Genomic DNA, 25,537 nt, shown 5'->3' on the forward strand with positions numbered 1-25,537 from the left:
CCACCGCACCCCGCGGCAGCGACCCGGCGCCCTCCCGAAACCTAGGAGACACCTTGAAGCGCGACATCCACCCCGAGTACGTCGAGACGCAGGTCAGCTGCACCTGCGGTGCGTCGTTCACCACCCGTAGCACCATCGAGTCCGGCACCATCCGGGCCGAGGTCTGCTCCGAGTGCCACCCGTTCTACACGGGCAAGCAGAAGATCCTCGACACCGGTGGCCGTGTGGCCCGCTTCGAGGCCCGCTTCGGCAAGGCTGCCGCCGGCTCCAAGAAGTAGCGAGCCCCATTTCGCCGGTCCACGGTCACGCCCCCGCGGGGGTGTGCCCGGGACCGGCGTTTTTGGTCGCCCGCCCTTCCCTTCACCGCAGTACAGGAGCCCAAGATGTTCGAGGCCGTCGAGGAACTCGTCGCCGAGCACGCCGACCTGGAGAAGAAGCTCGCCGACCCGTCGGTCCACTCCGACCAGGCCAACGCGCGCAGGCTGAACAAGCGCTACGCCGAGCTGACCCCGATCGTCGCCACGTACCGCTCCTGGAAGCAGACCGGCGACGACATCGAGACCGCGCGCGAGTTCGCCGCCGACGACCCCGACTTCGCGGCCGAGGTCAAGGACCTGGAGAAGCAGCGCGAGGAGCTGACCGAGAAGCTGCGCCTGCTGCTCGTACCCCGCGACCCCAGCGACGACAAGGACGTCATCCTGGAGATCAAGGCGGGCGCGGGCGGCGACGAGTCGGCGCTGTTCGCCGGCGACCTGCTGCGCATGTACCTGCGCTACGCCGAGCGCGTCGGCTGGAAGACCGAGATCATCGACGCCACCGAGTCCGAGCTGGGCGGCTACAAGGACGTCCAGGTCGCGGTGAAGACCAAGGGCGGCCAGGGCGCCACCGAGCCCGGCCAGGGCGTGTGGGCCCGGCTGAAGTACGAGGGCGGGGTGCACCGGGTGCAGCGCGTCCCGGCCACCGAGTCCCAGGGCCGTATCCACACCTCCGCGGCCGGTGTGCTGGTCACGCCGGAGGCCGAGGAGGTCGACGTCGAGATCAACCCCAACGACCTGCGCATCGACGTCTACCGGTCCTCCGGCCCGGGCGGCCAGTCCGTCAACACCACCGACTCCGCCGTGCGCATCACGCACATCCCGACCGGGGTCGTCGCCTCCTGCCAGAACGAGAAGAGCCAGCTGCAGAACAAGGAGCAGGCGCTGCGCATCCTGCGCTCCAGGCTGCTCGCCATCGCGCAGGAGGAGGCCGAGCGGGAGGCCGCGGACGCCCGCCGCAGCCAGGTCCGCACCGTGGACCGCTCCGAGAAGATCCGCACCTACAACTTCCCCGAGAACCGCATCTCCGACCACCGCGTCGGCTTCAAGGCGTACAACCTGGACCAGGTCCTGGACGGTGACCTCGACGCGGTCATCCAGGCCTGCGTCGACGCCGACTCGGCGGCGAAGCTCGCCGCCGCGTAACACCCGTACGCACGAGTACGACACGGAGGACTCGCGTGAACCTGCTGCTCGCGGAGGTGGCCCAGGCCACCCAGCGGCTGGCCGACGCCGGCGTGCCCTCGCCGCGCACCGACGCGGAGGAGCTGGCCGCGTTCGTGCACGGCGTGAAGCGCGGCGAACTGCACTCCGTGAAGGACGCCGACTTCGACGCCCGGTACTGGGAGGTCATCGCCCGGCGCGAGCAGCGCGAGCCGCTGCAGCACATCACCGGGCGCGCCTACTTCCGGTACCTGGAACTCCAGGTCGGCCCGGGGGTGTTCGTGCCCCGGCCGGAGACCGAGTCGGTGGTCGGCTGGGCCATAGACGCCGTGCGCGCCATGGACGTGGTCGAGCCGTGCATCGTCGACCTGTGCACCGGCTCCGGCGCCATCGCGCTCGCCCTCGCCCAGGAGGTGCCGCGCTCGCGCGTGCACGCCGTGGAGCTGTCCGAGGACGCCCTGGTGTGGACCCGGAAGAACGTGGCCGGCTCCCGCGTCGACCTGCGCCAGGGCGACGCGCTGAGCGCCTTCCCCGACCTGGACGGCCAGGTCGACCTGGTCATCTCCAACCCGCCGTACATCCCGCTCACCGAGTGGGAGTACGTCGCCCCGGAGGCCCGCGACTACGACCCCGAGCTGGCGCTCTTCTCCGGCGAGGACGGTCTCGACCTGATCCGCGGCATCGAGCGCACCGCGCACCGGCTGCTGCGCCCCGGCGGTGTCGTCGTCATCGAGCACGCCGACACCCAGGGCGGCCAGGTGCCGTGGATCTTCACCGAGGAGCGGGGCTGGGCCGACGCGGCCGACCACCCCGACCTCAACAACCGCCCGCGCTTCGCCACCGCCCGCAAGGCGCTGCCGTGAGCACCCCGCAGACTTCGACCCCGCAGCACGTGTACGAGGAGGCCAGCTAGACATGGCACGGCGATACGACACCAACGACGCGACCGACCGCGTGACGGGTCTGCGCGAGGCCGCGTCCGCCGTCCGCCGGGGCGAGCTGGTGGTGCTGCCGACCGACACGGTGTACGGCATCGGCGCCGACGCGTTCTCCTCCGAGGCCGTCACCGACCTGCTGGCCGCCAAGGGCCGGGGCCGCACCATGCCCACGCCCGTCCTCATCGGCTCCCCGAACACCCTGCACGGCCTGGTCACGGACTTCTCCGAGCTGGCCTGGGAACTGGTCGACGCGTTCTGGCCGGGCGCCCTGACGATCGTCGCCAAGCACCAGCCGTCCCTCCAGTGGGACCTCGGCGACACCCGGGGCACGGTCGCCGTGCGCATGCCCCTGCACCCGGTCGCCATCGAGCTGCTCACCGAGGTCGGCCCGATGGCCGTCTCCTCGGCGAACCTCACCGGCCACCCGGCGCCGGAGGACTGCGACGCCGCCCAGGAGATGCTCGGCGACTCCGTCTCCGTCTACCTCGACGGCGGCCCCACCCCGGCCAACGTGCCGTCGTCCATCGTGGACGTCTCGCGCGAGGTCCCGGTGCTGCTGCGCGCCGGCGCGCTCTCCGCGGAGGAGCTGCGCAAGGTCGTACCCGACCTCGAGGTGGCGAATTGACGGCCCCTGAAGCGGGGCGTGGCATAGGCGGCGGGGGCTACGGCGCGGAGGAGACGACGACGTTCGGGTTCCCCCGCGACACCTTCCGCATCCTCCACGTCAGCACCGGCAACGTGTGCCGCTCGCCCATCACCGAGCGGCTGACCCGCCACTTCGTCACGGAGCGGCTCGGCGTGCTCGGCGGCGGGCTGATCGTGGAGAGCGCCGGCACCTGGGGCCACGAGGGCGCGCCCATGGAGTCCCACGCGGAGACCGTGCTGGCCGAGTTCGGCGCGGACGCCTCCGGGTTCGTCGGCCGGGAGCTGCTGGACGAGCACGTCATCATGGCCGACCTGGTGCTGACCGCGACCCGCGACCACCGCGCCCAGGTCATCTCCATGGGCCACTCGGCGGGTCTGCGCACCTTCACGCTGAAGGAGTTCACCCGGCTGGTGCGGGCGATAGACCCGACCACCCTGCCGCCGCTGGAGGACGGCGTGGTCCTGCGCGCCCGGGCACTGGTACGCGCGGCGGCGGCGCTGCGCGGCTGGCTGCTCGCGCCGACCGCGGAGGCGGACGAGGTGTACGACCCGTACGGCGCCCCCCTGACCTTCTTCCGCTCGATCGGCGACGAGATAAGGGACGCGCTGGACCCGGTGGTGACGGCGCTCACGGGCGTACCGGCACGCACCTAGGCACGGTCGGCCCCGGCGCGGGCGGACACGGGCGGGTGGGACGGCCGCGCGGGTGCGGTGGCCCGGGCCTACATTGGGGTTACGTCACCGTCGACCGCCCGGGAGCCCGCCATGTCGGTCACCCACACCCTCGAGACCGACGTCCTGCGGCACCAGGACCCCGCGATGGCCGAGCTGCTCCTGACCGAGCTGGAGAGGCAGTCGACCACCCTTCAGCTGATCGCCGCCGAGAACTTCTGCTCGCCGGCCGTGCTCGCCGCCCTCGGCTCGGCGTTCGCCAACAAGTACGCCGAGGGCTATCCCGGCGCCCGGCACCACGGCGGCTGCGAGATCGTCGACGTCGCCGAACGCGCCGCCATCGACCGGGCCAAGGCCCTGTTCGGCGCCGAGCACGCCAACGTGCAGGCCCACTCCGGCTCCTCGGCCGTGCTGGCCGCCTACGCGGCCCTGCTGCGCCCCGGTGACACCGTCCTCGCCCTCGGCCTGCCCTACGGCGGCCACCTCACGCACGGCTCGCCGGCCAACTTCTCCGGCCGCTGGTTCGACTTCGTCGGCTACGGCGTCGACGCCGAGAGCGGGCTGATCGACCACGACCAGGTGCGCCACCTGGCGCGGGGCCACCGGCCCAAGGCGATCGTGTGCGGCTCCATCGCCTACCCCCGGCACATCGACTACGGCTTCTTCCGCGAGGTCGCCGACGAGGTCGGGGCCTATCTGATCGCGGACGCGGCGCACCCGATCGGGCTGGTGGCCGGCGGCGCGGCGCCCAACCCGGTGCCGTACGCGGACATCGTGTGCGCGACCACGCACAAGGTGCTGCGCGGCCCGCGCGGCGGGATGCTCCTGTGCGGGGCCGAACTGGCCGAGCGCGTCGACCGGGCGGTGTTCCCCTTCACCCAGGGCGGCGCCCAGATGCACACCATCGCCGCCAAGGCCGTCGCGTTCGGCGAGGCGGCGACACCGGCGTTCGCCGCGTACGCCCATCAGGTGGTCGCCAACGCCCGGGTGCTCGCCGGTCACCTGGCCGCGGAGGGGCTGGCGGTGACCACCGGCGGCACGGACACCCACCTGATCACCGCGGACCCGGCGCCGCTCGGCGTGGACGGCCGCGACGCCCGGGGCCGGCTCCTGGCGGCCGGTCTGGTGCTGGACTGCTGCGCGCTGCCGCACGGCGACGGCCGCGGCCTGCGCCTGGGCACGGCGGCGGTGACCACCCAGGGCATGGGCGAGCCGGAGATGGTGCGGATCGCGGCGCTGCTGGCGGCCGTGCTGCGGGGTGCGGCGGAGCCGGCGGCGGCGCGGGAGGAGGTGCGTGCCCTCACCGGCCGGTTCCCGCCGTATCCCGGCTGAGCCGGGGGGCCGGCCCGGGTGCACAGCCAGGCGTGCAACCATCGTCGCTACCCGGAAGTCCTCATCCATATGCGTCCGTCGCTAGGGTGTGAGGCTGTGATGGCCAGCGAGACCTGTGGGGAAGCCCGTGCGTGAATACCTGCTGACGCTCTGCATCACGGCCGCGGTGACGTATCTGCTGACAGGGCCGGTACGCAAGTTCGCGATCGTGGCCGGGGCGATGCCGGAGATCCGGGCCCGGGACGTGCACCGGGAACCGACCCCGCGTCTCGGCGGTATCGCCATGTTCTTCGGGCTGTGCGCGGGTCTGCTGGTCGCGGACCACCTGAGCAATCTGAACGAGGTCTTCGCGAAGTCGAACGAGCCGCGGGCGCTGCTCTCCGGGGCCGCCCTGATCTGGCTGATCGGCGTCCTGGACGACAAGTTCGAGATCGACGCGCTGATCAAGCTGGGCGGCCAGATGATCGCCGCGGGTGTGATGGTCATGCAGGGTCTGACGATCCTGTGGCTGCCCATCCCGGGCGTCGGCAACGTCGCGCTGACCCAGTGGCAGGGCACCCTGCTGACGGTCGCCCTGGTGGTCATCACGATCAACGCGGTGAACTTCGTGGACGGCCTGGACGGCCTCGCGGCCGGCATGGTGTGCATCGCGGCCGGCGCGTTCTTCCTGTACGCCTACCGGATCTGGTACTCGTACGGCATCGAGGCGGCCGCCCCCGGCACGCTGTTCGCGGCGATCCTGATGGGCATGTGCCTGGGCTTCCTGCCGCACAACATGCACCCGGCGCGGATCTTCATGGGCGACTCCGGCTCGATGCTGATCGGCCTGGTGCTGTCGGCCGGCGCGATCTCCATCACCGGCCAGGTGGACCCGGACGCCCTCGCCCTGTTCACCGGTTCGGAGAAGGCGGCGGTCCACCAGACGGTCCCGGTCTACATCCCGCTGCTGCTGCCGCTGACGATCATCGCGGTGCCGGCCGCCGACCTGGTCCTGGCGATCGTCCGGCGCACCTGGCGCGGCCAGTCGCCGTTCGCCGCCGACCGCGGGCATCTGCACCACCGCCTGCTGGAGATCGGGCACTCGCACAGCCGGGCCGTGCTGATCATGTACTTCTGGTCGGCGCTGATCGGTTTCGGGGCGCTGGCGTACTCGGTCAACTCGGCGTCGATGTGGATCGTCCTGGGCGTGGTGTTCCTCAGCTCGGTGGGCCTGGTCCTGCTGCTGCTCCCGCGCTTCACCCCGCGGGTGCCGGTGTGGGCCCAGCGGTTCGTGCCGCCGCGGTACCGCAGGCGGCGACCGGCCGAGGAGGCCGTCACCGCCCTGGAAGCGGCGGTCGCGGACGGCGAGGGCGAGGAGCGGTCCCCGGTCCCGGCGGGTGTCTCGGGCGTCAACGGGGCGACCGCCATCGGCGCCCGATCGCGTTTCATCGACCGTCGTTGAGATGACCAAGGTAAGAATCTGACTAGAGCATTGCCAACTCGTGGGGGAGCGAACACCCCCAATACCAGACAAGTCGGCTCGGTTTTTGCGCAGACGGGCACTGTCACTCTCATGTGTGACAGCAAGCACACCGAACAGGTAAAGACCTCATCAAATAGTTTGTGATACGGTTCACGAGAACCCCGGATAGAGCCGAAGGACCTGAGTGCGACGGTCCATTGGTGTGAGGTCTCGACCACTCAGCCCGGGACTACGCTCGTCCATGACGACACCTGCCCCCTGTGAAAGCGGAGTTGCCGCCATGCCGTCCAATGACGCCCGGAACCTCCTGCGGATCGCTGTGCCCACAGCGGCCGTGGGCGCGATCACCGTCGCCGTGAGCGCCGCGGTCGCGGGGGGCAAGGGTGCTCTCGGCGCGGCTGTCGGCGCGGTGCTGGCCGTCCTGTTCATGGGAGTCGGCCTCCTCGTGCTGCAGTGGACGGCAAAAACGCTCCCGCAGCTCTTCCAGGCGATGGGGCTGATGCTCTACGTCGCCCAGTTGTTGCTCCTCCTGATCTTCGTCGCCGTCTTCAAGGACACCTCCCTCTTCGACGCGAAGGCGTTCGCGCTGTCGCTCGTCGTCGCGACCGTCGTGTGGATGGCCGCGCAGGCGCGCGCCCACATGAAGGCCAAGATCTTCTACGTCGATCCGGACTCCGATCCGAACTCCGCGCAGAGTGGGAAAGCCGAGAAGACAGGGCCGAAGCCGTGAGGCGTAGGGGCGGGATAAAGGCTTGTGAGATCTCCTGCTATCGTCCGGTGCCAACTGCGGCATCGCGGGCGCGGGCATCTGAGCTGACGCCTGCTCGATCGCGAGGCTCGATGCCCCCCAGCCGCCCCCACATCCGTAACACCAGTCCGGTGCCGATCCGCGGCCGCGTGCCGCGCCGACACAACGAGGTTGCCGTACCCATGCGTCACGCCGAAGGAGCCCGCGGTGAGTGCTGACCAGACCCAGCTCGCCTTTGACTGGAGTTGTCGGATCATGTCCGACAACGGGTGCGGCTTCCCGGCTCCGGGCCTTCAGTCGTTCCTCTTCAAGCCGCTCGCCACGGTCGGGGGCTTCGAGTTCAACAAGGTGATGCTGCTCGCGCTCATCACCACCGTCCTCGTGATCGCCTTCTTCTGGGCCGCGTTCGGCAAGGCCAAGGTCGTCCCGGGCAAGCTCCAGATGGTCGGCGAGGCCGGCTACGACTTCGTGCGCCGCGGCATCGTCTACGAGACGCTCGGCAAGCGCGAGGGCGAGAAGTACGTCCCGTTCATGGTCTCGCTGTTCTTCTTCATCTGGATCATGAACATCTGGTCCGTGATCCCGCTGGCGCAGTTCCCGGTGGCCTCGGTGATCGCCTTCCCGATGGTGCTGGCCGCGGTCGTCTACATCACGTGGGTGGCGCTCACCTTCAAGAAGCACGGCTTCGTCGGCTTCTTCAAGAACGTCACGGGCTACGACAAGTCGCTCGGCGCCGTCCTCCCGCTGGTCATGGTCATCGAGTTCTTCTCGAACCTGCTGGTCCGCCCCTTCACGCACGCCGTGCGACTGTTCGCCAACATGTTCGCCGGTCACCTGATGCTGGTCATGTTCACCGTGGCCTCCTGGTACCTGCTGAACAGCTGGCTGGTCGTGGGCGCCGGTGTGTCGTTCCTGATGACCATCGCCATGATCCTCTTCGAGCTTTTCGTCCAGGCCGTCCAGGCGTACGTCTTCGTGCTGCTGGCCTGCTCCTACATTCAGGGCGCTCTCGCCGAGCACCACTGAGCCGAACCACCCGCCCCCATCCCAGTCGTCCGGTGGCCAACCCCCACCGGTCCGTAAAAGAGAAGGAAGAAACGGCATGTCCGCTGCCATCGACCTCGCCGCCGGCGTCTCCGGTTCCCTCGGTTCCATCGGCTACGGCCTCGCGGCCATCGGCCCCGGCATCGGCGTCGGCATCATCTTCGGTAACGGCACCCAGGCCCTGGCCCGCCAGCCCGAGGCCGCCGGTCTGATCCGCGCCAACCAGATCCTCGGCTTCGCCTTCTGTGAGGCGCTCGCCCTCATCGGCATCGTTATGCCGTTCGTGTTCGGTCGGTAATCACCCCTCCACCGACACGTTTCGACGAAAGGCACTGATGTGATCGCCAACCTGGCACAGCTGGCGGCCGAGGAGACGGAGCAGAACCCGCTCATCCCGGCCGGCCCCGAGCTGCTCGTCGGCACCATCGCCTTCGCCATCGTGTTCTTCTTCTTCTGGAAGAAGCTGCTTCCGAACATCAACAAGGTTCTGGAGGAGCGTCGCGCGGCGATCGAAGGCGGCATCGAAGAGGCCGACGCCATGAAGGTCGAGGCCCAGAGCGTCCTTGAGCAGTACAAGGCCCAGCTCGCCGAGGCCCGGCACGAGGCCGCGCGCCTGCGCCAGGAGGCGCAGGAGCAGGGTGCCGCGCTCATCGCCGAGATGCGGGCCGAGGGCCAGCGGCAGCGCGAGGAGATCGTCGCCGCCGGTCACGCCCAGATCGAGGCCGACCGCAAGGCCGCCGCGTCGACGCTGCGTCAGGACGTCGGCAAGCTCGCCACCGACCTGGCCGGCAAGCTCGTCGGCGAGTCCCTCGAGGACCACGCCCGCCAGAGCCGTGTGATCGACCGCTTCCTCGACGACCTCGAGGAGAAGGCCGAGGCCACGCGATGAACGGAGCGAGCCGCGAGGCCCTGGCAGCCGCGCGCGAGCGTCTCGACGCGCTGACGGACTCCACGTCCGTGGACGCCGGGCGGCTCGCCGACGAGCTGGCGGCCGTCACCGCGCTGCTCGACCGCGAGGCCGGCCTGCGCCGGGTCCTCACCGACCCGGCGCAGCCCGGGGAGGCGAAGGCGCAGCTGGTCCAGCGCCTGCTCGGCGGCCAGGTCAGCGGCACCACCGCCGACCTGGTGTCCGGACTGGCCCGGTCCCGCTGGTCGCAGCCCCGCGACCTGGTGGACGCGCTGGAGGAGCTGGCGGGCATCGCCGACCTCACGGCCGCGGAGAAGACCGGCACCCTCGACGACGTCGAGGACGAGCTGTTCCGGTTCGGCCGGATCGTCTCCTCCAGCACCGAGCTGCGCGCCGCGCTCACCGACCGTGCCGCCGGCACCTCGGCCAAGACCGAGCTGCTGCACCGGCTCCTCGGCGGGCGGGCCAAGCCCACCACCGAGCGTTTGGTGACGCGTCTGGTCACCGCACCGCGTGGACGTAGCCTGGAAGCGGGACTGGAGTCCCTGTCCAAGCTCGCCGCCGATCGCCGGAACCGCATGGTCGCCGTCGTCACCTCGGCGGTGCCCCTGAGCGACGGGCAGAAGCAGCGCCTCGGCGCCGCCCTGACCAAGCTCTACGGTCGTCGGATGCACCTGAACCTCGACGTCGACCCCGAGGTCGTCGGCGGTGTCCGGGTGCGGGTCGGTGACGAGGTCATCAACGGTTCCCTCGCGGACCGGCTGGACGAGGCCGCCCGCCGCATGGCGAGCTAGCCGACAGCAACTCGATATCTCGAGAAAAGTAGTACGTACTTACGGCCCTGGTTGGGCCGTGCAGAGGATTCACCTCCTGTTGGGGGGAGTCCCCATCCCCCCAAAGTGAAACTTCGGGCCCAACAAGGAGAGCAGGGAACCCAGATGGCGGAGCTCACGATCCGGCCGGAGGAGATCCGGGACGCACTGGAGACCTTCGTCCAGTCGTACAAGCCGGACGCGGCCTCGCGCGAGGAGGTCGGGACGGTCACCGTTGCCGGCGACGGCATCGCCAAGATCGAGGGACTGCCCTCGGCCATGGCGAACGAACTGCTGAAGTTCGAGGACGGATCCCTCGGTCTCGCGCTGAACCTGGAAGAGCGCGAGATCGGTGCGGTCGTCCTCGGTGAGTTCAGCGGCATCGAGGAGGGTCAGCCGGTCACCCGCACCGGTGAGGTCCTCTCCGTCGCGGTCGGCGAGGGCTACCTCGGCCGCGTCGTCGACCCGCTCGGCAACCCGATCGACGGCCTCGGCGAGATCGAGACGTCCGGCCGCCGTGCGCTGGAACTGCAGGCCCCCACGGTCATGCAGCGCAAGTCGGTGCACGAGCCGATGGAGACCGGCTACAAGGCCGTCGACGCGATGACCCCGATCGGCCGCGGCCAGCGCCAGCTGATCATCGGTGACCGCCAGACCGGCAAGACCGCGCTGGCCATCGACACGATCATCAACCAGCGCGACAACTGGCGCTCGGGCGACCCGAAGAAGCAGGTCCGCTGCATCTACGTCGCCATCGGCCAGAAGGGCTCCACCATCGCCGGCGTGCGCCGCGCGCTGGAGGAGAACAACGCCCTGGAGTACACGACCATCGTCGCCGCCCCGGCGTCCGACCCGGCCGGCTTCAAGTACCTGGCGCCGTACACCGGTTCGGCCATCGGCCAGCAGTGGATGTACGAGGGCAAGCACGTCCTCATCATCTTCGACGACCTCTCGAAGCAGGCCGACGCCTACCGCGCCGTGTCCCTGCTGCTGCGCCGCCCGCCGGGCCGTGAGGCCTACCCGGGTGACGTCTTCTACCTGCACTCCCGTCTGCTGGAGCGCTGCGCCAAGCTCTCCGACGACATGGGTGCCGGTTCGATGACCGGTCTGCCGATCGTCGAGACCAAGGCCAACGACGTCTCGGCGTTCATCCCGACCAACGTCATCTCCATCACCGACGGCCAGTGCTTCCTGGAGTCGGACCTGTTCAACGCCGGTCAGCGCCCCGCGCTGAACGTCGGTATCTCCGTCTCCCGAGTCGGTGGATCCGCGCAGCACAAGGCGATGAAGCAGGTCTCCGGCCGCCTCCGTGTCGACCTCGCCCAGTTCCGTGAGCTGGAGGCGTTCGCCGCCTTCGGTTCCGACCTGGACGCGGCCTCGAAGGCCCAGCTGGAGCGCGGTCAGCGCATGGTCGAGCTGCTGAAGCAGGACCAGTACCAGCCGATGTCCACCGAGGACCAGGTCGTCTCCGTCTGGGCCGGCACCACCGGCAAGATGGACGAGGTGCCCGTCGCCGACATCCGCCGCTTCGAGAAGGAGCTGCTGGAGTACCTGCACCGCAAGGAGCAGGGCCTCATGACCTCCATCCGCGAGGGCGGCAAGATGTCCGACGACACGCTGACGGCCGTGGCCGACGCGATCGTCGAGTTCAAGAAGCAGTTCGAGACCTCGGACGGCAAGCTGCTCGGCGAGGACACTCCTGCCGCTGCCGCCAAGTGACGTAAGGAAGGGACCTGACTCATGGGAGCCCAGCTCCGGGTCTACAAGCGTCGCATCCGATCCGTCAGCGCGACCAAGAAGATCACCAAGGCGATGGAGATGATCGCCGCCTCGCGCGTCGTCAAGGCGCAGCGCAAGGTGGCGGCCTCCACGCCGTACGCGACCGAGCTGACGCGCGCGGTCACGGCGGTCGGTACGGGGTCGAACACCAAGCACCCGCTCACCACGGAGGCCGAGAACCCGACCCGTGCCGCGGTCCTGCTCCTCACGAGCGACCGCGGTCTGGCCGGCGCCTTCAACTCCAACGCCATCAAGGCGGCGGAGCAGCTGACCGAGCGCCTGGAGCGCGAGGGCAAGCAGGTCGAGACGTACATCGTCGGCCGGCGGGGTGTCGCCCACTACAACTTCCGTGAGCGCAGGATCGCGGAATCGTGGACGGGCTTCACGGACGAGCCGACGTACGCGGACGCCAAGAAGGTGGCGGCGCCTCTGATCGAGGCGATCGAGAAGGACACGGACGACGGTGGTGTGGACGAACTCCACATCGTCTTCACCGAGTTCGTCTCGATGATGACGCAGACGGCGCTGGACGCCCGGCTGCTGCCGCTGCGCCTCGAAGAGGTCGCCGAGGAGGCCGCGCCGAAGGGCGAGATCCTCCCGCTGTACGACTTCGAGCCGTCGGCGGAGGACGTCCTCGACGCCCTGCTGCCGCGCTACGTGGAGAGCCGCATCTACAACGCGCTGCTCCAGTCGGCCGCTTCGAAGCACGCCGCCACGCGGCGCGCGATGAAGTCGGCCACCGACAACGCGGGTGAGCTGATCAACACGCTCTCCCGGCTTGCCAACGCGGCCCGCCAGGCCGAAATCACCCAGGAAATCAGCGAGATCGTCGGTGGCGCGAGCGCCCTGGCCGACGCGACCGCGGGGAGTGACCGCTAATGACCACCACTGTTGAGACCGCGACGGCTACGGGCCGCGTCGCCCGGGTCATCGGCCCGGTCGTCGACGTGGAGTTCCCCGTCGACGCGATGCCGGACATCTACCAGGCGCTGCACGTCGAGGTGGCCGACCCGGCCAACGCCGGCGAGAAGAAGACGCTGACCCTGGAGGTCGCCCAGCACCTGGGTGACGGCCTGGTCCGCACCATCTCCATGCAGCCGACCGACGGTCTGGTCCGCCAGGCCCCGGTCATCGACACCGGCGCGCCGATCTCGGTGCCGGTCGGCGACTTCACCAAGGGCAAGGTGTTCAACACCCTCGGTGAGGTGCTCAACGTCGACGAGCAGTACGACGGCGAGCGCTGGCCGATCCACCGCAAGGCCCCGAACTTCGACGAGCTCGAGTCGAAGACCGAGATGTTCGAGACGGGTGTCAAGGTCATCGACCTGCTCACCCCGTACGTCAAGGGCGGCAAGATCGGCCTGTTCGGCGGCGCCGGCGTCGGCAAGACGGTGCTCATCCAGGAGATGATCTACCGTGTCGCCAACAACCACGACGGTGTCTCCGTGTTCGCCGGTGTCGGCGAGCGCACCCGTGAGGGCAACGACCTCATCGAGGAGATGACCGACTCGGGCGTCATCGACAAGACCGCGCTGGTCTTCGGTCAGATGGACGAGCCCCCGGGCACCCGTCTGCGCGTCGCGCTGGCCGGCCTCACCATGGCCGAGTACTTCCGTGACGTCCAGAAGCAGGACGTGCTGTTCTTCATCGACAACATCTTCCGCTTCACGCAGGCCGGTTCCGAGGTCTCCACGCTGCTCGGCCGGATGCCGTCCGCGGTGGGTTACCAGCCGAACCTGGCCGACGAGATGGGCCTCCTCCAGGAGCGCATCACCTCGACCCGCGGTCACTCGATCACCTCGATGCAGGCGATCTACGTCCCCGCCGACGACCTGACCGACCCGGCCCCGGCGACCACCTTCGCCCACCTCGACGCGACGACGGTGCTCTCCCGTCCGATCTCCGAGAAGGGCATCTACCCGGCCGTGGACCCGCTGGACTCCACGTCCCGGATCCTGGACCCGCGCTACATCACGCAGGACCACTACAACGCGGCCATGCGCGTGAAGACGATCCTGCAGAAGTACAAGGACCTCCAGGACATCATCGCGATCCTCGGTATCGACGAGCTCGGCGAGGAGGACAAGCTCGTCGTCCACCGTGCCCGTCGCGTGGAGCGCTTCCTGTCCCAGAACACCCACGTCGCCAAGCAGTTCACCGGCGTGGACGGTTCGGACGTGCCGCTGGACGAGTCGATCGCCGCGTTCAACGCGATCTGCGACGGCGAGTACGACCACTTCCCGGAGCAGGCGTTCTTCATGTGCGGTGGTCTTGAGGACCTCAAGGCCAACGCCAAGGAGCTGGGCGTCTCCTGAGCCCCGTGCTCATGTGAGGGGGCGGGTGCGTCCCGCCCCCTCATCCACGCCCCCTAGAATTGACCCCAACACCCGGCACCCCCGCCGGGTGGTGACCCGAGGAGCCACCCTTGGCTGCTGAGCTGCACGTCGAGCTGGTCGCCGCCGACCGCCAGGTCTGGTCCGGCGAGGCCACCCTGGTCGTCGCGCGCACCACGTCCGGCGACATCGGCGTCATGCCCGGTCACCAGCCGCTGCTCGGTGTGCTGGAGTCGGGCCCGGTGACCATCCGTACGAGTGATGGTGGAACGGTCGTCGCCGCGGTGCACGGCGGTTTCATCTCGTTCGCGGACGACAAGCTCTCGCTGCTGGCCGAGATCGCCGAGCTGTCGGACGAGATCGACGTCCAGCGCACGGAGCGGGAGCTGGAGCGCGCGAAGGCGGAGGGCGACGCCGCCGCCGAGCGCCGCGCGGACGTCCGACTGCGTGCTGCGACGGCGCGCTGAACAGGCGCCGTACGTTGACGTGACTCAGCCGCGGCTGGGACCTTTCGGTCCCAGCCGCGGCTGAAGTAGATGTGGGTGTTTTTTCCGTTCCATTACCTAGGAGACGAGGAGGTCGGTGCCGATGGTCCTCGCTCTGACTGTGTGCGGGATCGTGGTCGCGCTCGTGGTGGTGGGGCTGTTCCTGTTCGGGCTGCGCCGCCGGCTCATCCAACGCTCCGGCGGTACCTTCGACTGCTCGCTGCGCTGGGACGTGTCCGGGAAACCGGACACGGGCGGCAAGGGCTGGTCCTACGGCGTCGCCCGCTACAACGGGGACCGCATCGAGTGGTACCGGGTCTTCTCCTACGCCCTGCGTCCCCGCCGCGTCCTGGAACGGGCGCAGATCGAGGTGGCCGGCCGCCGGCTGCCCGAGGGCGAGGAGGAGCTGGCGCTGCTGTCGGACGCGGTGGTGCTGGCCTGTACGCATCGGGGCACACGCCTCGAACTCGCCATGAGCGAGGACGCGCTGACCGGATTCCTCGCGTGGCTCGAAGCGGCCCCGCCCGGACAACGAGTGAACGTGGCGTAGCCACGTTCACTCGTTGGAGGATTTTCTACAGGTTGCTGCTGATGGCGTTCACCAGCTCACCGTCGCCGGTGTCGCCGCTGAACTCCCAGAAGAACGCGCCGCCCAGGCCCTGGCTGTTGGCCCAGGCCATCTTGGACTTGATGGTGGCGGGGGTGTCGTACGACCACCAGTTGCTGCCGCAGTGGGCGTACGCCGTGTCGGCGATGGTGCCGGTGACCGGGCAGGACGTCTTGAGGACCTTGTAGTCCTCGATGCCCTGCTCGTAGGTGCCGGCCGCCGGTCCGGTGGCCGTGCCGCCGGGAGCGTCCTGGGTGACGCCGGTCCAGCCGCGGCCGTAGAAACCGATGCCGATGAGCAGCTTCTTCGCGGGGACGCCGGCGGACCTGTACTTGGCGATCGCGTCGGCGGTGGTGAAGCCCGCCTTGGGAATGCCGTCGTACGAGGTGAGCGGGGAGTGCGGGGCCGTCGGGCCCTTGGCGTCCCAGGCGCCGAAGAAGTCGTACGTCATCACGTTGTACCAGTCGACGGAGGCGGCGGCGCCCGCGTAGTCGGCGGCCTCGATCTTGCCGCCGGCCGAGCCGTCGGCCGTGGTGGCCGCGGTGACCAGGTTGTTCGCGCCGAACTTGGCGCGCAGCGCGGACATCAGGTTCTTGAAGGCCGCGGCCCCGCTGGTGTCACAGGACAGACCGCAGGCGTTGGGGTACTCCCAGTCGATGTCGATGCCGTCGAAGACGTCGGCCCAGCGCGGGTCCTCGACCAGGTCGTAGCAGGACTGGGCGAAGGCGGCCGGGTTCTTCGCGGCCTCGCCGAACCCGCCGGACCAGGTCCAGCCGCCGAAGGACCACAGCACCTTGATGTTCGGGTACTTGGCCTTCAGCTCGCGCAGCTGGTTGAAGTTGCCGCGCAGCGGCTGGTCCCAGGTGTCGGCGACGCCGCTGACCGACTGGTCGGCGGTGAAGGCCTTGTCGTAGTCGGCGTAGGAGTCGCCGATCGCGCACTTGCCGCCGGTGACGTTGCCGAAGGCGTAGTTGATGTGCGTGATCCTGGCGGCGGAGCCGGACGTCACCAGGTTCTTGACGTTGTAGTTGCGGCCGTAGATGCCCCACTCGGTGAAGTAGCCGAGCTTGACCTTGCCGCCGGTGGGCGGGGGAGTGGTGCCGCCGCCGGTCGTGTGCACCTTGACCGCGCCGCTGGCGGGGCCGGTCTGGTCGGCGGTGTCGCGGGCGCGCACGGTGTAGGAGTAGTCGGTGCCTGCGGTCAGGCCGGTGTCGGTGTACGACGTAGTGGTGACCGTGGCGACCTTGGTGCCGTCGCGCAGTACGTCGTAGTTCTTGACGCCCTTGTCGTCGGTGGCCGCGCTCCAGCCGAGCTTCACCGAGGTGTCGGTGACGGAGGAGGCGGTGGGGGTGCCGGGCGCGGAGGGGGCCGCGTCGCCCGGGACCGTCGTACCGTCGCAGCTGTCGCCGTTCAGCCTGCAGTTGGACGGGGAGCCGGGGCCCGTGCCGTTGAAACCGAAGGAGACGGTGGCGCCGGGGGCGATGGTGCCGTTGTAGGACTTGTTCTTCGCGGTCCAGTGGGTGCCGGAGCCGGTGACGTCCGCGTCCCAGGCGGAGCCGACCGAGGTGCCGGAGGGGAAGTCCCACTCGACGGTCCAGGAGCTGATGCTGCTGGTGCCGGTGTTCTTGATGGTCCACTGGCCGCCGAAGCCGGTGCCCCAGTCGCTGGTCTTGGTGAAGCTCGCCGTGGCGTTCGCGGCGGCCTGCGCGGGGCTCGCGAGACCGACCAGGCCGGCCAGGGGGAGCAACAGGGTCGCGAACCCTGCCGCGGCTCTGTGTCTGAAGCGCATGCTGCGCCTCCCTCGTCGTCGGGGGTGTCCGGGGCATGACTGAGCCTTCACGCCCCACGGTGCTGCGAGGGTAGAAAGGTCTGGACCACAGGTCAATAGGTCTGGACCACTTCGGGACAGGACGGGACTAGAGGCCCAACTCGCGTGCCAGGACCGCCGCTTGCACCCGGCTGCGCAGCCCCAGCTTCGCCAGCACCCGGCTGACGTGTGTCTTCACCGTGCCCTCCGCCATGTCCAGCCGGGCCCCGATCTGCGCGTTCGACAGCCCCTCGCCGATACGGCCCAGCACCTCGCGCTCCCGCCGGGTGAGGCCCTCCAGCACGGCCGCACCGGCCCCCCGCACCGGCGTCGCGGCGAACTCCGCGATCAGCCGCCGCGTCACGGCCGGCGCCACGATCCCCTCGCCGCGCGCCACCGTCCGCACCGCCTCCAGCAGCTCCCGCGCCTCGGCGTCCTTCAGCAGGAAACCGGCCGCGCCCGCCCGCAGCGCCCCGAACACGTACGCGTCCAGGTCGAAGGTGGTCAGCACGAGCACGTCCGCGAGCCCCTCGGCGACGATCAGCCGGGTCGCGGACACACCGTCCAGCCGCGGCATCTGAACGTCCATCAGCACGACGTCCGGCCGGGTGCCGCGGGCCAGCTCGACCGCGCGCTCGCCGTCCGCGGCCTCGCCGACCACCTCGATGTCCGGCGCGCTGCGCAGGATCAGCACCAGCCCGGCCCGGACGGCGGACTGGTCCTCGGCGACCACGACACGGATCACGCGGGATCTCCTTCGGTGAGGGGAAGCACGGCGCGTACGGTCCACAGCGCGCCCCGCGCCCCGGCCTCGAACGTGCCGCCGAGCAGCGCGGCCCGCTCCCGCATGCCGGTGAGACCGGCACCGGAACCGGGCACCCGCGGGGCGTCGCCGGGCCGGTAGGGACTGGTCACGCGGATCTCCAGCATTCCGTCCCGCTGCCGCAGCGACACCCGGACGCCTCCCTCCGCCGCGTGCTTCAGCGCGTTGGTCAGCGACTCCTGCACGATCCGGTACGCGGCCAGCTCCACCGGCACCGGCACCCTGCCGTGGCCGGCGTCGAGCGTGACGTCCAGACCGTTGGCCCGGGCTCCGTCGACCAGGGCACCGAGACCGTCCAGCGTCGGGGACGCGGCGGGCTCCCGGTCCCCGGTGCCGTCCCGCAGGATGCCGATCAGCCGGCGCATCTCGGCCAGCCCCGCCACGCTGTTCTCCCGGATGACGGCCAGCGCCTGCCGGGAGGTCGCCGGGTCGTCCAGGGAGAGCGCCGCCGTGGAGTGCAGGGCGATGGCCGAGAGGTGGTTGGCGACCATGTCGTGCAACTCGCGCGCCATCCGGGCGCGTTCGGCGCCGACCGCCTGGGTGCGGTCCATCTCGGCCAGCAGCGCGGTCTGTTCGGCACGCAGCCGGGCCGCTTCGGCGGCGTCACGGTGGTTGCGCACCAGCGCGCCGGTCGCGGCCGGCGCCAGCGCGACCACGCCGACGCCCACGCCGATCAGCAGCCCCTGCGGGTCGCGCCACAGCGTCGCCGGGACGATCCCGCCGATGACCGTCAGCATGCCGGTGATCCACGGGATGCGGCGGGCGGCGGCCGGGGTGCCGTACAGGACGGCCGCGTACACCAGGTCGGTGTACAGCACGATCGTGACGATGCTGCCGAGCGTCACCGTGTCCAGGGCCAGCGCGGCCGTGCCGGCCAGCAGCCCGGCACCCGGCCGGATGCGGCGCAGCGGCTCGCACGCGGCGGTCAGCGCCAGCGGCACCAGCGGTGCCCAGGGCGCGTGCCACAGCACCAGGGGATCGGACGCCAGGCGGGGACTGATGCCGAGCGCCCACAGCAGCACCCCGCCGAGCAGTCCGCCCACGGCGATGCGCAGGTCGTCGCGGTGCGGGCGGGGGAGCGGGCGGGGCATGGCCCCATCCAACACGGCCGCGCGACGGGCCGCCTGCCCCTGGGGAAGGAGGCCGTACTACGACTTTCGCTTACGGCCCTCTCCTCTGCGCCGACGACGTGAGCGGCGGGCCGGGGCGGGAGCCTGGGAAGGTGGACGAGGGGAGCGAACCGTGATCGTCGGGATGATCATCGCCTGCGAGGTGGCGTTCTGGGTGCTGCTGGCCGCCGGTCTGGCGTTCCGGTACGCGCTGCGGATGCCGCGCACCGGCCTGGCCCTGTTGCTGTGCGAACCGCTCCTGGAGGTGGTGCTCTTCGCCGTCACCGCGATCGACCTGAGGAACGGCGCCGCACCGGACTGGCGGCACGGGCTGGCCGCGGTGTACATCGGCTTCACGGTCGGCCTCGGCCACTCCACCCTCGCCTGGGCCGACGCCCGGGTGGCCCACCGCTTCGCCGGCGGGCCGCCCCCGGTCCGGCCGCCGAGGTACGGCACCGCCCGGGCCGTGCACGAGTGGAAGGTCGCGGGCCGCTGGATCCTGGCCTCGGTCGTCGCCCTCGCTCTGCTCCAGGCCGCCGTCTGGTACGTCGGCGACGCCGGGGACACCGGCCCGCTGCGGGTGTGGCAGCTGCGCATGCTGTGGGTGATCGGCGTCAACCTGGTCATCGCCGCCAGTTACACCGTCTTCCCCAAGCGCGACAAGCACGAGCCGAAGGACGGGTCCGCCGGAAAACCCCTCGACACCGACGCGGAGGCCGGGAGATCATCCCGGCGATGACACGCACCGACACGCCTCCCGCCTGGGACGAACGCACCCAGCTGACCACCTTCCTCACCTACGTCCGGGCCACCGCGCGCGCCAAGTGCGAGGGGCTCTCCGACGAGGACGCCCGCAGGGCGCACCTGCCCGGCTCACCGCTGATGACCCTGAGCGGGCTGATCAGCCACCTGCGCTGGGTCGAGTACCACTGGTTCCGGGTCGTCTTCCTGGGGGAGGAGGACCAGGGCCCCTGGACCGACGAGGACCCCGACCGCGAGATGCGGATCGCCGTGGACATCCCGCTGTCCCGGCTGCTCGCGGAGTACGCCGAGGAGGCCGCGCGGCACGACGAACTGATCGCCGCGCACGACCTGGACACCAAGGCGCGCCGGAAGCGGAGGGACGGCAGCCCGGTCGACCTGCGCTGGATCCTGCTCCACCTCGTCGAGGAGACGGCCCGGCACAACGGCCACCTCGACATCCTGCGCGAGCTGACCGACGGCAGCACCGGCGACTGACCGGGGGCCCGGAGGCCGGGGGCGGGGGGCCGGAGGGGCTGGGGCCTAGCGTTCCCCGCCCGGGACCCACAGCACGTCGCCGGTCTCCCCGTTGGCGCTGCGGGCCAGGATGAACAGCAGGTCGGAGAGACGGTTGAGGTAGGTCGCGGTGAGCGGGTTCATCGTCTCGCCGTGCACCTCCAGGGCCGCCCAGGTGGACCGCTCGGCCCGGCGCACGACCGTGCAGGCCTGGTGCAGGAGCGCGGCGCCCGGGGTGCCGCCCGGCAGGATGAAGGAGCGCAGCTTCTCCAGCCGCTCGTTGAAGCGGTCGCAGTCCGCCTCCAGCCGGTCGACGTAGAACTGCTCCACCCGCAGCGGCGGGAACTCCGGGTTCTCGGCCACCGGCGTCGACAGGTCCGCACCCACGTCGAACAGGTCGTTCTGGACGCGGGTGAGGACGGTGGTGATCTCCTCGTCCAGTCCGCCCAGCGCGATGGCGGTGCCGATCACCGCGTTCGCCTCGTTGGCGTCCGCGTAGGCGGAGATCCTGAGGTCCGTCTTGGGCACCCGGCTCATGTCGCCGAGACTCGTGGTGCCCTGGTCGCCGGTCCTGGTGTAGATGCGCGTCAGATTGACCATAAGGCCAGCGTAGTTACGTCCCGGCGGTCCGGGACACCCGTGTGCCCACCGTCACGGACACCACGGTGAGCCCGACGGCCACGAGAAGGCCGTAGCGCATGCGCGCACGGGCGTACCGGCCGGCGTACGCGTCCCGCGCCGCGTCCACCGGACAGCGCATGCCGAGCGCGTACGACAGCGACGCCGGCGACGGCGTGAGCAGGGCGACGCAGCCGAAGCCGATGAGGACCTCACCATCGGCCGCGAGACGCCCGCCGGGCGCAAACCGGCCGAAGTGTCACGAGAGGTACTCGTCCTCCTGGACGACATCGAGGACCTGTTGAGCGAAAAGGTGCTCAACTACGCCGTCCGAGGCGCGGAATGACCCCTGCCGGTGTGATGTCCGTCAAATGAGACGTGACGCGCGTTACTTACCGGTCACACAGCGGTGCCGGAGCGCTAGGGTCCGCCGGAGAGGCAGACCTTCAGCGCGTTCATAGGGAGTCGGAGTGGCACGGAAGCTCGCCGTCATCGGGGCCGGTCTCATGGGAGCCGGCATCGCTCAGGTCTCCGCGCAGGCGGGCTGGGAGGTCGTCCTGCGGGACGTCACCGACGAGGCGCTGAAGCGCGGCACCGACGGCATCAAGGCCTCGTACGACAAGTTCGTCGGCAAGGGCAGGCTGGCGGCCGAGGACGCCGAGGCCGCCCTCGCGCGCATCACCGCGACCACCGACCTGGACGCCGCCGCCGACGCCGACATCGTCGTCGAGGCCGTCTTCGAGAAGCTGGAGGTCAAGCACGAGATCTTCCGCACGCTCGACAAGCTCGTGCGCGAGGACACCGTGCTCGCCTCCAACACCTCCGCCATCCCGATCACCAAGATCGCGGCCGCCACCGAGCACCCCGAGCGGGTCGTCGGCGTGCACTTCTTCTCGCCGGTGCCGATGATGCAGCTCGTCGAACTCGTCCGCGGCTACAAGACCAGCGACGAAACCCTGGCCGCCGCCCGGGAGTTCGCCGAGTCCGTCGGCAAGACCTGCATCGTCGTCAACCGGGACGTCGCCGGCTTCGTCACCACCCGGCTGATCTCCGCCCTCGTCGTCGAGGCCACCAAGCTCTACGAGTCCGGCGTCGCGACCGCCGAGGACATCGACCTCGCCTGCAAGCTGGGCTTCGGCCACGCCATGGGCCCGCTCGCCACCGCCGACCTCACCGGCGTCGACATCCTGCTGCACGCCGCGAGCAACATCTACACCGAGTCCCAGGACGAGAAGTTCGCCCCGCCGGAGCTGATGCGCCGGATGGTGGACGCCGGTGACATCGGCCGCAAGAGCGGGCAGGGCTTCTACAAGTACTGAGCCGTCCATCCCGGAACAAAAACCCCGGGGGGATCACTCCCGGGGGTGAATCCGGTATCGGTTCGCTTACAAGCAGCAACCGCACCGCCACCCGCACAGTCAGACGTTGCACAGCACCGTCACCCAGTACGCCGTCCGCACTCAACGGGGAGCGCATATGTACATCAGGGGCGACCACGCCGAGCTGGTCGTCGGGGGCCGCCTCGACGTCCGCAGCGCGGCGGACGCCCGTACGGCCCTGCACTCGGCCGTCGACACCGGAGTCGGCGACCTGGTGCTCGACCTGTCCGAACTGGACTCCTGGGACGCCACCGGACTCGGGGTGATCATGGGTGCCCACCGGCGGGCCGGTCGCTGCGGGCGCCGCCTGGTGCTGCGGGGCGTGCCACCCCAGATGCAGCGCCTGCTGGTCGCCACCCGGCTGCACCGCATCCTCGCCATCGAGGGCGGCATCGGGGTGGAGTCGCTGCCCCGGGTGTGACGCCCGTACGACGGTGCGGTGCGCGTGGGGCAGAGGCGCGCACGAGGGGCGGCGGGCGACGGGACGGACCCGGGTGCACCCGTCGAAGCGCACGTCAGCGCCGTGTGAGGGCAATCCTCACAAGACCGTGACGTCTCGGACCGCATGGCACCCCGCCCTGTCGGAGATACTGAGCCAAGGTTTAGGGTGCGGTCGCCCGCCGCCTCGCAACCCTCGACCGAGCGGGCCCGGACCAGAAGCGACAGCGCGGTGTGCGACAAGGCCGGGAGGGGCCGGAACGCGAGCACACGACGCTTTTGGGGGGCACGAACCCATGGACCCGATCGACCAGGGACCCGAGGAGCACGGTCAGGCGCACAGCCGCCGCCCGCCCCGGGACCCCCTCACCGCCGACTTCGCCCCGGGTACGGCCGCACCCGCCCGCATGGCCCAGCTCGTCTCCGGCGACCTCCAGCTGACCGTCAACCCGGTCGACGGCAGCGAGATAGAGCCCTGCCCGCCCTCCCGGCGGCCCGGCCCGCCCCGCAGGCGCACCGCCGCCGAACGCGCCGAGACCGAACGCGCCGCGCGCCCACCCGTACCGCCCGGCCCCGCCCAGCCGGCGCTCTCCCTGCTGGAACGCCAGGACGAACGCGAACGCCTGGTCCGCCTGCTGTCCCGCGGCCGCTCCGTCCGTCTCACCGGACCGGCCGGCTCCGGCCGCACCGCCCTGCTCGACCTGGTCGCCGAGGACTGCCTCGACCTCGCCCCGGACGGCGTGGTCCGCCTCAGTGGCTTCCACCGCACGGCCGGCGACCTCCTGCACGACCTGTTCCACGCCGTCTACGACGCCCCCGGCCACCGCCCCGACCCGGCGGAGCTCCTCGCCCACGTCCAGGAGATAGGCGCCGTCGTCGTCCTGGACGACCTGGAGTTCGGCGGCGCCGCCCTGGAGGAACTGCTCGACGCCACCCCCGAGTGCGCGTTCCTGTTCGGCGCCACCCCCGACGTGCCCGCGCCCTCCGCCGAGTCCGAGGTGGAGGAGGTCTTCCTCGCCGGCCTCGACCGCGCCGCCGGCGTGGAGATCCTGGAGCGGACCATCGGCCGGGTGCTCACCGAGGAGGAGGCCAACTGGGCCGGCGACCTGTGGTTCGAGTCCGAGGGGCTCCCCCTGCGGTTCGTCCAGGCCGGCGCCCTGCTCCGGCAGCGCGACGAGCTGCGGGCCGGCACCGGCGCGGTGGACGAGTACGGCGTCTTCGCGGACGTACGCCCGCCGGTGGACGTACCGGTGGACCTGGAGGACCCGGCCGCGCTGCCCTCCCTCGGCGAGGCCGCGGCCCCCGCCCCGCTGCTCGCCTCCCGGCTCGGCCCCTCCGCCCGCTCCGCCCTCCGCTTCGCGGTCGCCCTCGGCGGCGAGATACCCCACCAGGCGCACCTGCCCGCGCTGGTCGGCGACACCCACGCGGACGCCGCGCTCGGCGAGCTGGCCGCGTGCGGCCTGGTCTCCCCGGTCGGCTCCCGCTACCGGCTCGCGGCCGGTGTGAAGACCCAGCTGGAGGCCGCCGGATACGCCGCCGACGCCGTCGAGCACGCCCGCACCGCCGCCCGGCACTACGCCTGGTGGGCCGGCCATCCCTCGGTCACCCCGGAACGGGTCTGCGCGGAGGCCGACGCGGTGCTGGCCGCGCTCGCCGCCGTCGTACCGCGCACGTGCCCGCCCGAGGAGGGCGAGGAGAGCGGCGCCCTGCCGCTGGCCCGTACGGCCGCGCCCGCCTTCGCCGCCGGACTGCACTGGAGCGCCTGGGAACGCGCCCTGCGGTCCGGCGCGGAGGCCTCCCGGCTCGCCGGAGACGTCACTGAACAAGCCTATTTCCACCACGAGTTGGGCATCCTCGCGCTCTGCACCGGACAGTTCGACCGGGCCCGCGCCGAGTTGGAGGCCTCCGGTGGGCTGCGCGGCGCCCTCGCCGACAAGCGGGGCGCGGTGGCCGGCCGCCGCGCGCTGGCCCTGCTCGCCGACCGGTCCGGGGAGGTGCCCGGCCCGCCGGCGCTCCCGGCGGGGGAGGAACCGGCGCAGCCGCGTCCCGCGGAGCCGACGCCCACGCCCTTGGGCCCCGCCGGGGACACCCTGGTCACCCGGCGGCTCCCGCGGCCGGCGGCGCAGAGCGGCGGCCTGCGGCGGCTCGCCCGGCGCAACGTCGTGGCGGCCGGTTCCGGCGCGCTGCTCGCCGCCGTGCTCGGCACGGTCGTCGCGCTCGGCATGACGTCCCCCGACGACACCGGGCGGAACCCGGCCGGCAAGGTCGACGCCAACCCGTCCGCGACCCAGGGCCTGACCGACGGCGGCATGAGCGAGGCCCCGGCCGACACCGGCGACGTCGGCGTCCGTCCCACGTCACCGGGGCCCGACGGTGCCTACGGCACGGCCCACGACCCCGTCCCGCCGGCCCGTACCCCCGGGCCGTCCCAGAGCGCCGAGCCGTCCCCCTCCGGCACGTCGCCCTCCGGCTCCCCGTCCAAGTCGCCCAAGCCGAGCGGCTCGTCGGGCAGGCCCTCGACGGGCGGCACGACGACCGGTGGCGGTGGTACGTCGACCGGGGGTACGACTTCGGGCGGCAGCGGAACCGGCGGCACGACCGGCACGACGGGCGGCGGCACCACCGGAGGCTCCTCGGGAAGCACGACGAACGGTGGCACCACGAACGGCGGCACGACGAACGGCGGCACGACGAACGGCGGCACCACGAACGGCGGTTCGGGGGACGCCACGGGCGGCGGCACCGGTGACACCGGCGGGGCCGGCGGGACGACCGCGGGTGGTGCGGACGGCTCCGCCGGGGGTACGTCGAGCGGCGCGTCGGCGTCGCAGAGCGCCCCGGACGCGACCGGCACGGCGGCGTGA

The 25,537-nt window shown here is 71.0% G+C and carries 26 protein-coding genes and 2 pseudogenes; 23 read left to right on the forward strand and 5 right to left on the reverse strand.

The annotated features are described in order from the left end of the window. Nucleotides 1–53 precede the first annotated feature (53 nt). The 17 genes from rpmE (at nt 54) to ACZ3ZD_RS29160 (ending at nt 15,185) form a co-directional block, all read left to right on the forward strand. Nucleotides 54–278 (forward strand): 50S ribosomal protein L31, encoded by a 225-nt coding sequence (gene rpmE / locus ACZ3ZD_RS29080; RefSeq protein WP_019326867.1) that lies wholly within the window; start codon nt 54–56, stop codon nt 276–278. 105 nt (nt 279–383) lie between these two features. After that, a complete protein-coding gene (gene prfA, locus ACZ3ZD_RS29085; RefSeq protein WP_467403428.1) occupies nt 384–1,460 on the forward strand; it encodes a peptide chain release factor 1 in 1,077 nt (358 codons plus the stop codon). A 35-nt stretch (nt 1,461–1,495) separates the two neighbouring features. After that, entirely contained in the window at nt 1,496–2,341 is an 846-nt protein-coding gene (prmC, locus tag ACZ3ZD_RS29090) for a peptide chain release factor N(5)-glutamine methyltransferase (protein ID WP_467403431.1), read from the forward strand. A gap of 52 nt (nt 2,342–2,393) precedes the next feature. Continuing rightward, the gene (locus ACZ3ZD_RS29095) at nt 2,394–3,041 is read left to right on the forward strand and encodes an L-threonylcarbamoyladenylate synthase (protein ID WP_467403434.1); all 648 of its coding nucleotides are present in this window, start codon (nt 2,394–2,396) and stop codon (nt 3,039–3,041) included. After that, the gene (locus tag ACZ3ZD_RS29100; RefSeq protein ID WP_467403437.1) at nt 3,038–3,715 is read left to right on the forward strand and encodes an arsenate reductase/protein-tyrosine-phosphatase family protein; all 678 of its coding nucleotides are present in this window, start codon (nt 3,038–3,040) and stop codon (nt 3,713–3,715) included. The genes ACZ3ZD_RS29095 and ACZ3ZD_RS29100 overlap by 4 nt, the downstream gene beginning before the upstream one ends. Nucleotides 3,716–3,826: 111 nt before the next feature. Continuing rightward, complete coding sequence (locus ACZ3ZD_RS29105) at nt 3,827–5,065, forward strand: serine hydroxymethyltransferase (RefSeq protein WP_467403440.1); 1,239 nt, start codon at nt 3,827–3,829, stop codon at nt 5,063–5,065. A 127-nt stretch (nt 5,066–5,192) separates the two neighbouring features. Next, on the forward strand, nt 5,193–6,506 hold the full coding sequence (locus ACZ3ZD_RS29110) for an MraY family glycosyltransferase (RefSeq protein WP_467403443.1): 1,314 nt from the start codon (nt 5,193–5,195) through the stop codon (nt 6,504–6,506). Nucleotides 6,507–6,807: 301 nt separating this feature from the next. Continuing rightward, nucleotides 6,808–7,257 (forward strand): hypothetical protein, encoded by a 450-nt coding sequence (locus tag ACZ3ZD_RS29115; RefSeq protein ID WP_467403445.1) that lies wholly within the window; start codon nt 6,808–6,810, stop codon nt 7,255–7,257. A 273-nt stretch (nt 7,258–7,530) separates the two neighbouring features. Beyond that, nucleotides 7,531–8,301 (forward strand): F0F1 ATP synthase subunit A, encoded by a 771-nt coding sequence (gene atpB / locus ACZ3ZD_RS29120; RefSeq protein WP_467403749.1) that lies wholly within the window; start codon nt 7,531–7,533, stop codon nt 8,299–8,301. 76 nt (nt 8,302–8,377) lie between these two features. Next, on the forward strand, nt 8,378–8,617 hold the full coding sequence (gene atpE, locus ACZ3ZD_RS29125; RefSeq protein WP_009190636.1) for an ATP synthase F0 subunit C: 240 nt from the start codon (nt 8,378–8,380) through the stop codon (nt 8,615–8,617). A gap of 39 nt (nt 8,618–8,656) precedes the next feature. Continuing rightward, entirely contained in the window at nt 8,657–9,208 is a 552-nt protein-coding gene (locus ACZ3ZD_RS29130) for a F0F1 ATP synthase subunit B (RefSeq protein ID WP_467403449.1), read from the forward strand. Then, the gene (locus tag ACZ3ZD_RS29135; protein WP_467403451.1) at nt 9,205–10,020 is read left to right on the forward strand and encodes a F0F1 ATP synthase subunit delta; all 816 of its coding nucleotides are present in this window, start codon (nt 9,205–9,207) and stop codon (nt 10,018–10,020) included. The genes ACZ3ZD_RS29130 and ACZ3ZD_RS29135 overlap by 4 nt, the downstream gene beginning before the upstream one ends. A 144-nt stretch (nt 10,021–10,164) precedes the next feature. Beyond that, complete coding sequence (gene atpA, locus ACZ3ZD_RS29140; protein WP_467403455.1) at nt 10,165–11,757, forward strand: F0F1 ATP synthase subunit alpha; 1,593 nt, start codon at nt 10,165–10,167, stop codon at nt 11,755–11,757. Nucleotides 11,758–11,778: 21 nt separating this feature from the next. Beyond that, nucleotides 11,779–12,696 carry a F0F1 ATP synthase subunit gamma gene (locus ACZ3ZD_RS29145; RefSeq protein ID WP_467403458.1) on the forward strand — a complete coding sequence of 306 codons (918 nt, stop codon included), beginning with the start codon at nt 11,779–11,781 and terminating at the stop codon, nt 12,694–12,696. Then, nucleotides 12,696–14,132 carry a F0F1 ATP synthase subunit beta gene (gene atpD / locus ACZ3ZD_RS29150; RefSeq protein WP_467403461.1) on the forward strand — a complete coding sequence of 479 codons (1,437 nt, stop codon included), beginning with the start codon at nt 12,696–12,698 and terminating at the stop codon, nt 14,130–14,132. The genes ACZ3ZD_RS29145 and atpD overlap by 1 nt, the downstream gene beginning before the upstream one ends. 110 nt (nt 14,133–14,242) lie before the next feature. Continuing rightward, a complete protein-coding gene (locus tag ACZ3ZD_RS29155) occupies nt 14,243–14,617 on the forward strand; it encodes a F0F1 ATP synthase subunit epsilon (RefSeq protein ID WP_030339282.1) in 375 nt (124 codons plus the stop codon). Between the two features lie 121 nt (nt 14,618–14,738). Next, complete coding sequence (locus tag ACZ3ZD_RS29160; RefSeq protein ID WP_467403464.1) at nt 14,739–15,185, forward strand: DUF2550 domain-containing protein; 447 nt, start codon at nt 14,739–14,741, stop codon at nt 15,183–15,185. Nucleotides 15,186–15,210: 25 nt separating this feature from the next. Here the strand turns inward: ACZ3ZD_RS29160 and ACZ3ZD_RS29165 are convergent, their stop codons facing one another. From ACZ3ZD_RS29165 to ACZ3ZD_RS29175, 3 genes are all read right to left on the reverse strand, one after another. Continuing rightward, nucleotides 15,211–17,031, reverse strand: a complete 1,821-nt coding sequence (locus ACZ3ZD_RS29165; protein ID WP_467403466.1) for a glycosyl hydrolase family 18 protein — start codon at nt 17,029–17,031, stop codon at nt 15,211–15,213. Between the two features lie 127 nt (nt 17,032–17,158). Then, on the reverse strand, nt 17,159–17,794 hold the full coding sequence (locus ACZ3ZD_RS29170) for a response regulator (protein WP_467403469.1): 636 nt from the start codon (nt 17,792–17,794) through the stop codon (nt 17,159–17,161). Then, complete coding sequence (locus ACZ3ZD_RS29175; protein WP_467403471.1) at nt 17,791–18,963, reverse strand: sensor histidine kinase; 1,173 nt, start codon at nt 18,961–18,963, stop codon at nt 17,791–17,793. Before ACZ3ZD_RS29175 ends, ACZ3ZD_RS29170 begins: the two co-directional genes overlap by 4 nt. 151 nt (nt 18,964–19,114) lie before the next feature. On the opposite strand from ACZ3ZD_RS29175, the gene ACZ3ZD_RS29180 reads away from it, so the two are divergent. Further along, nucleotides 19,115–19,720 carry a hypothetical protein gene (locus ACZ3ZD_RS29180; protein WP_467403473.1) on the forward strand — a complete coding sequence of 202 codons (606 nt, stop codon included), beginning with the start codon at nt 19,115–19,117 and terminating at the stop codon, nt 19,718–19,720. Next, entirely contained in the window at nt 19,717–20,220 is a 504-nt protein-coding gene (locus ACZ3ZD_RS29185) for a DinB family protein (protein WP_467403476.1), read from the forward strand. The genes ACZ3ZD_RS29180 and ACZ3ZD_RS29185 overlap by 4 nt, the downstream gene beginning before the upstream one ends. A 45-nt stretch (nt 20,221–20,265) precedes the next feature. On the opposite strand, the gene ACZ3ZD_RS29190 is transcribed toward ACZ3ZD_RS29185, so the two are convergent. Together ACZ3ZD_RS29190 and ACZ3ZD_RS29195 are read right to left on the reverse strand one after the other, a co-directional pair. Beyond that, entirely contained in the window at nt 20,266–20,838 is a 573-nt protein-coding gene (locus tag ACZ3ZD_RS29190; protein ID WP_467403480.1) for a cob(I)yrinic acid a,c-diamide adenosyltransferase, read from the reverse strand. A 13-nt stretch (nt 20,839–20,851) separates the two neighbouring features. Continuing rightward, nucleotides 20,852–21,067: pseudogene (locus ACZ3ZD_RS29195) on the reverse strand (ABC transporter permease); the annotation flags it as partial. A 6-nt stretch (nt 21,068–21,073) separates the two neighbouring features. Here ACZ3ZD_RS29195 and ACZ3ZD_RS29200 point away from each other — a divergent pair. The 4 genes and pseudogenes from ACZ3ZD_RS29200 to ACZ3ZD_RS29215 all read left to right on the forward strand — a co-directional run. Continuing rightward, nucleotides 21,074–21,202: pseudogene (locus ACZ3ZD_RS29200) on the forward strand (TetR/AcrR family transcriptional regulator); the annotation flags it as partial. Between the two features lie 124 nt (nt 21,203–21,326). Beyond that, nucleotides 21,327–22,175, forward strand: a complete 849-nt coding sequence (locus tag ACZ3ZD_RS29205; RefSeq protein ID WP_467403483.1) for a 3-hydroxyacyl-CoA dehydrogenase family protein — start codon at nt 21,327–21,329, stop codon at nt 22,173–22,175. A 157-nt stretch (nt 22,176–22,332) separates the two neighbouring features. Further along, on the forward strand, nt 22,333–22,656 hold the full coding sequence (locus ACZ3ZD_RS29210) for an STAS domain-containing protein (RefSeq protein ID WP_030656141.1): 324 nt from the start codon (nt 22,333–22,335) through the stop codon (nt 22,654–22,656). 313 nt (nt 22,657–22,969) lie between these two features. After that, on the forward strand, nt 22,970–25,537 hold the full coding sequence (locus ACZ3ZD_RS29215) for an ATP-binding protein (RefSeq protein WP_467403486.1): 2,568 nt from the start codon (nt 22,970–22,972) through the stop codon (nt 25,535–25,537).

The sequence above is a fragment of the Streptomyces sp. NPDC023481 genome, assembly GCF_055560195.1.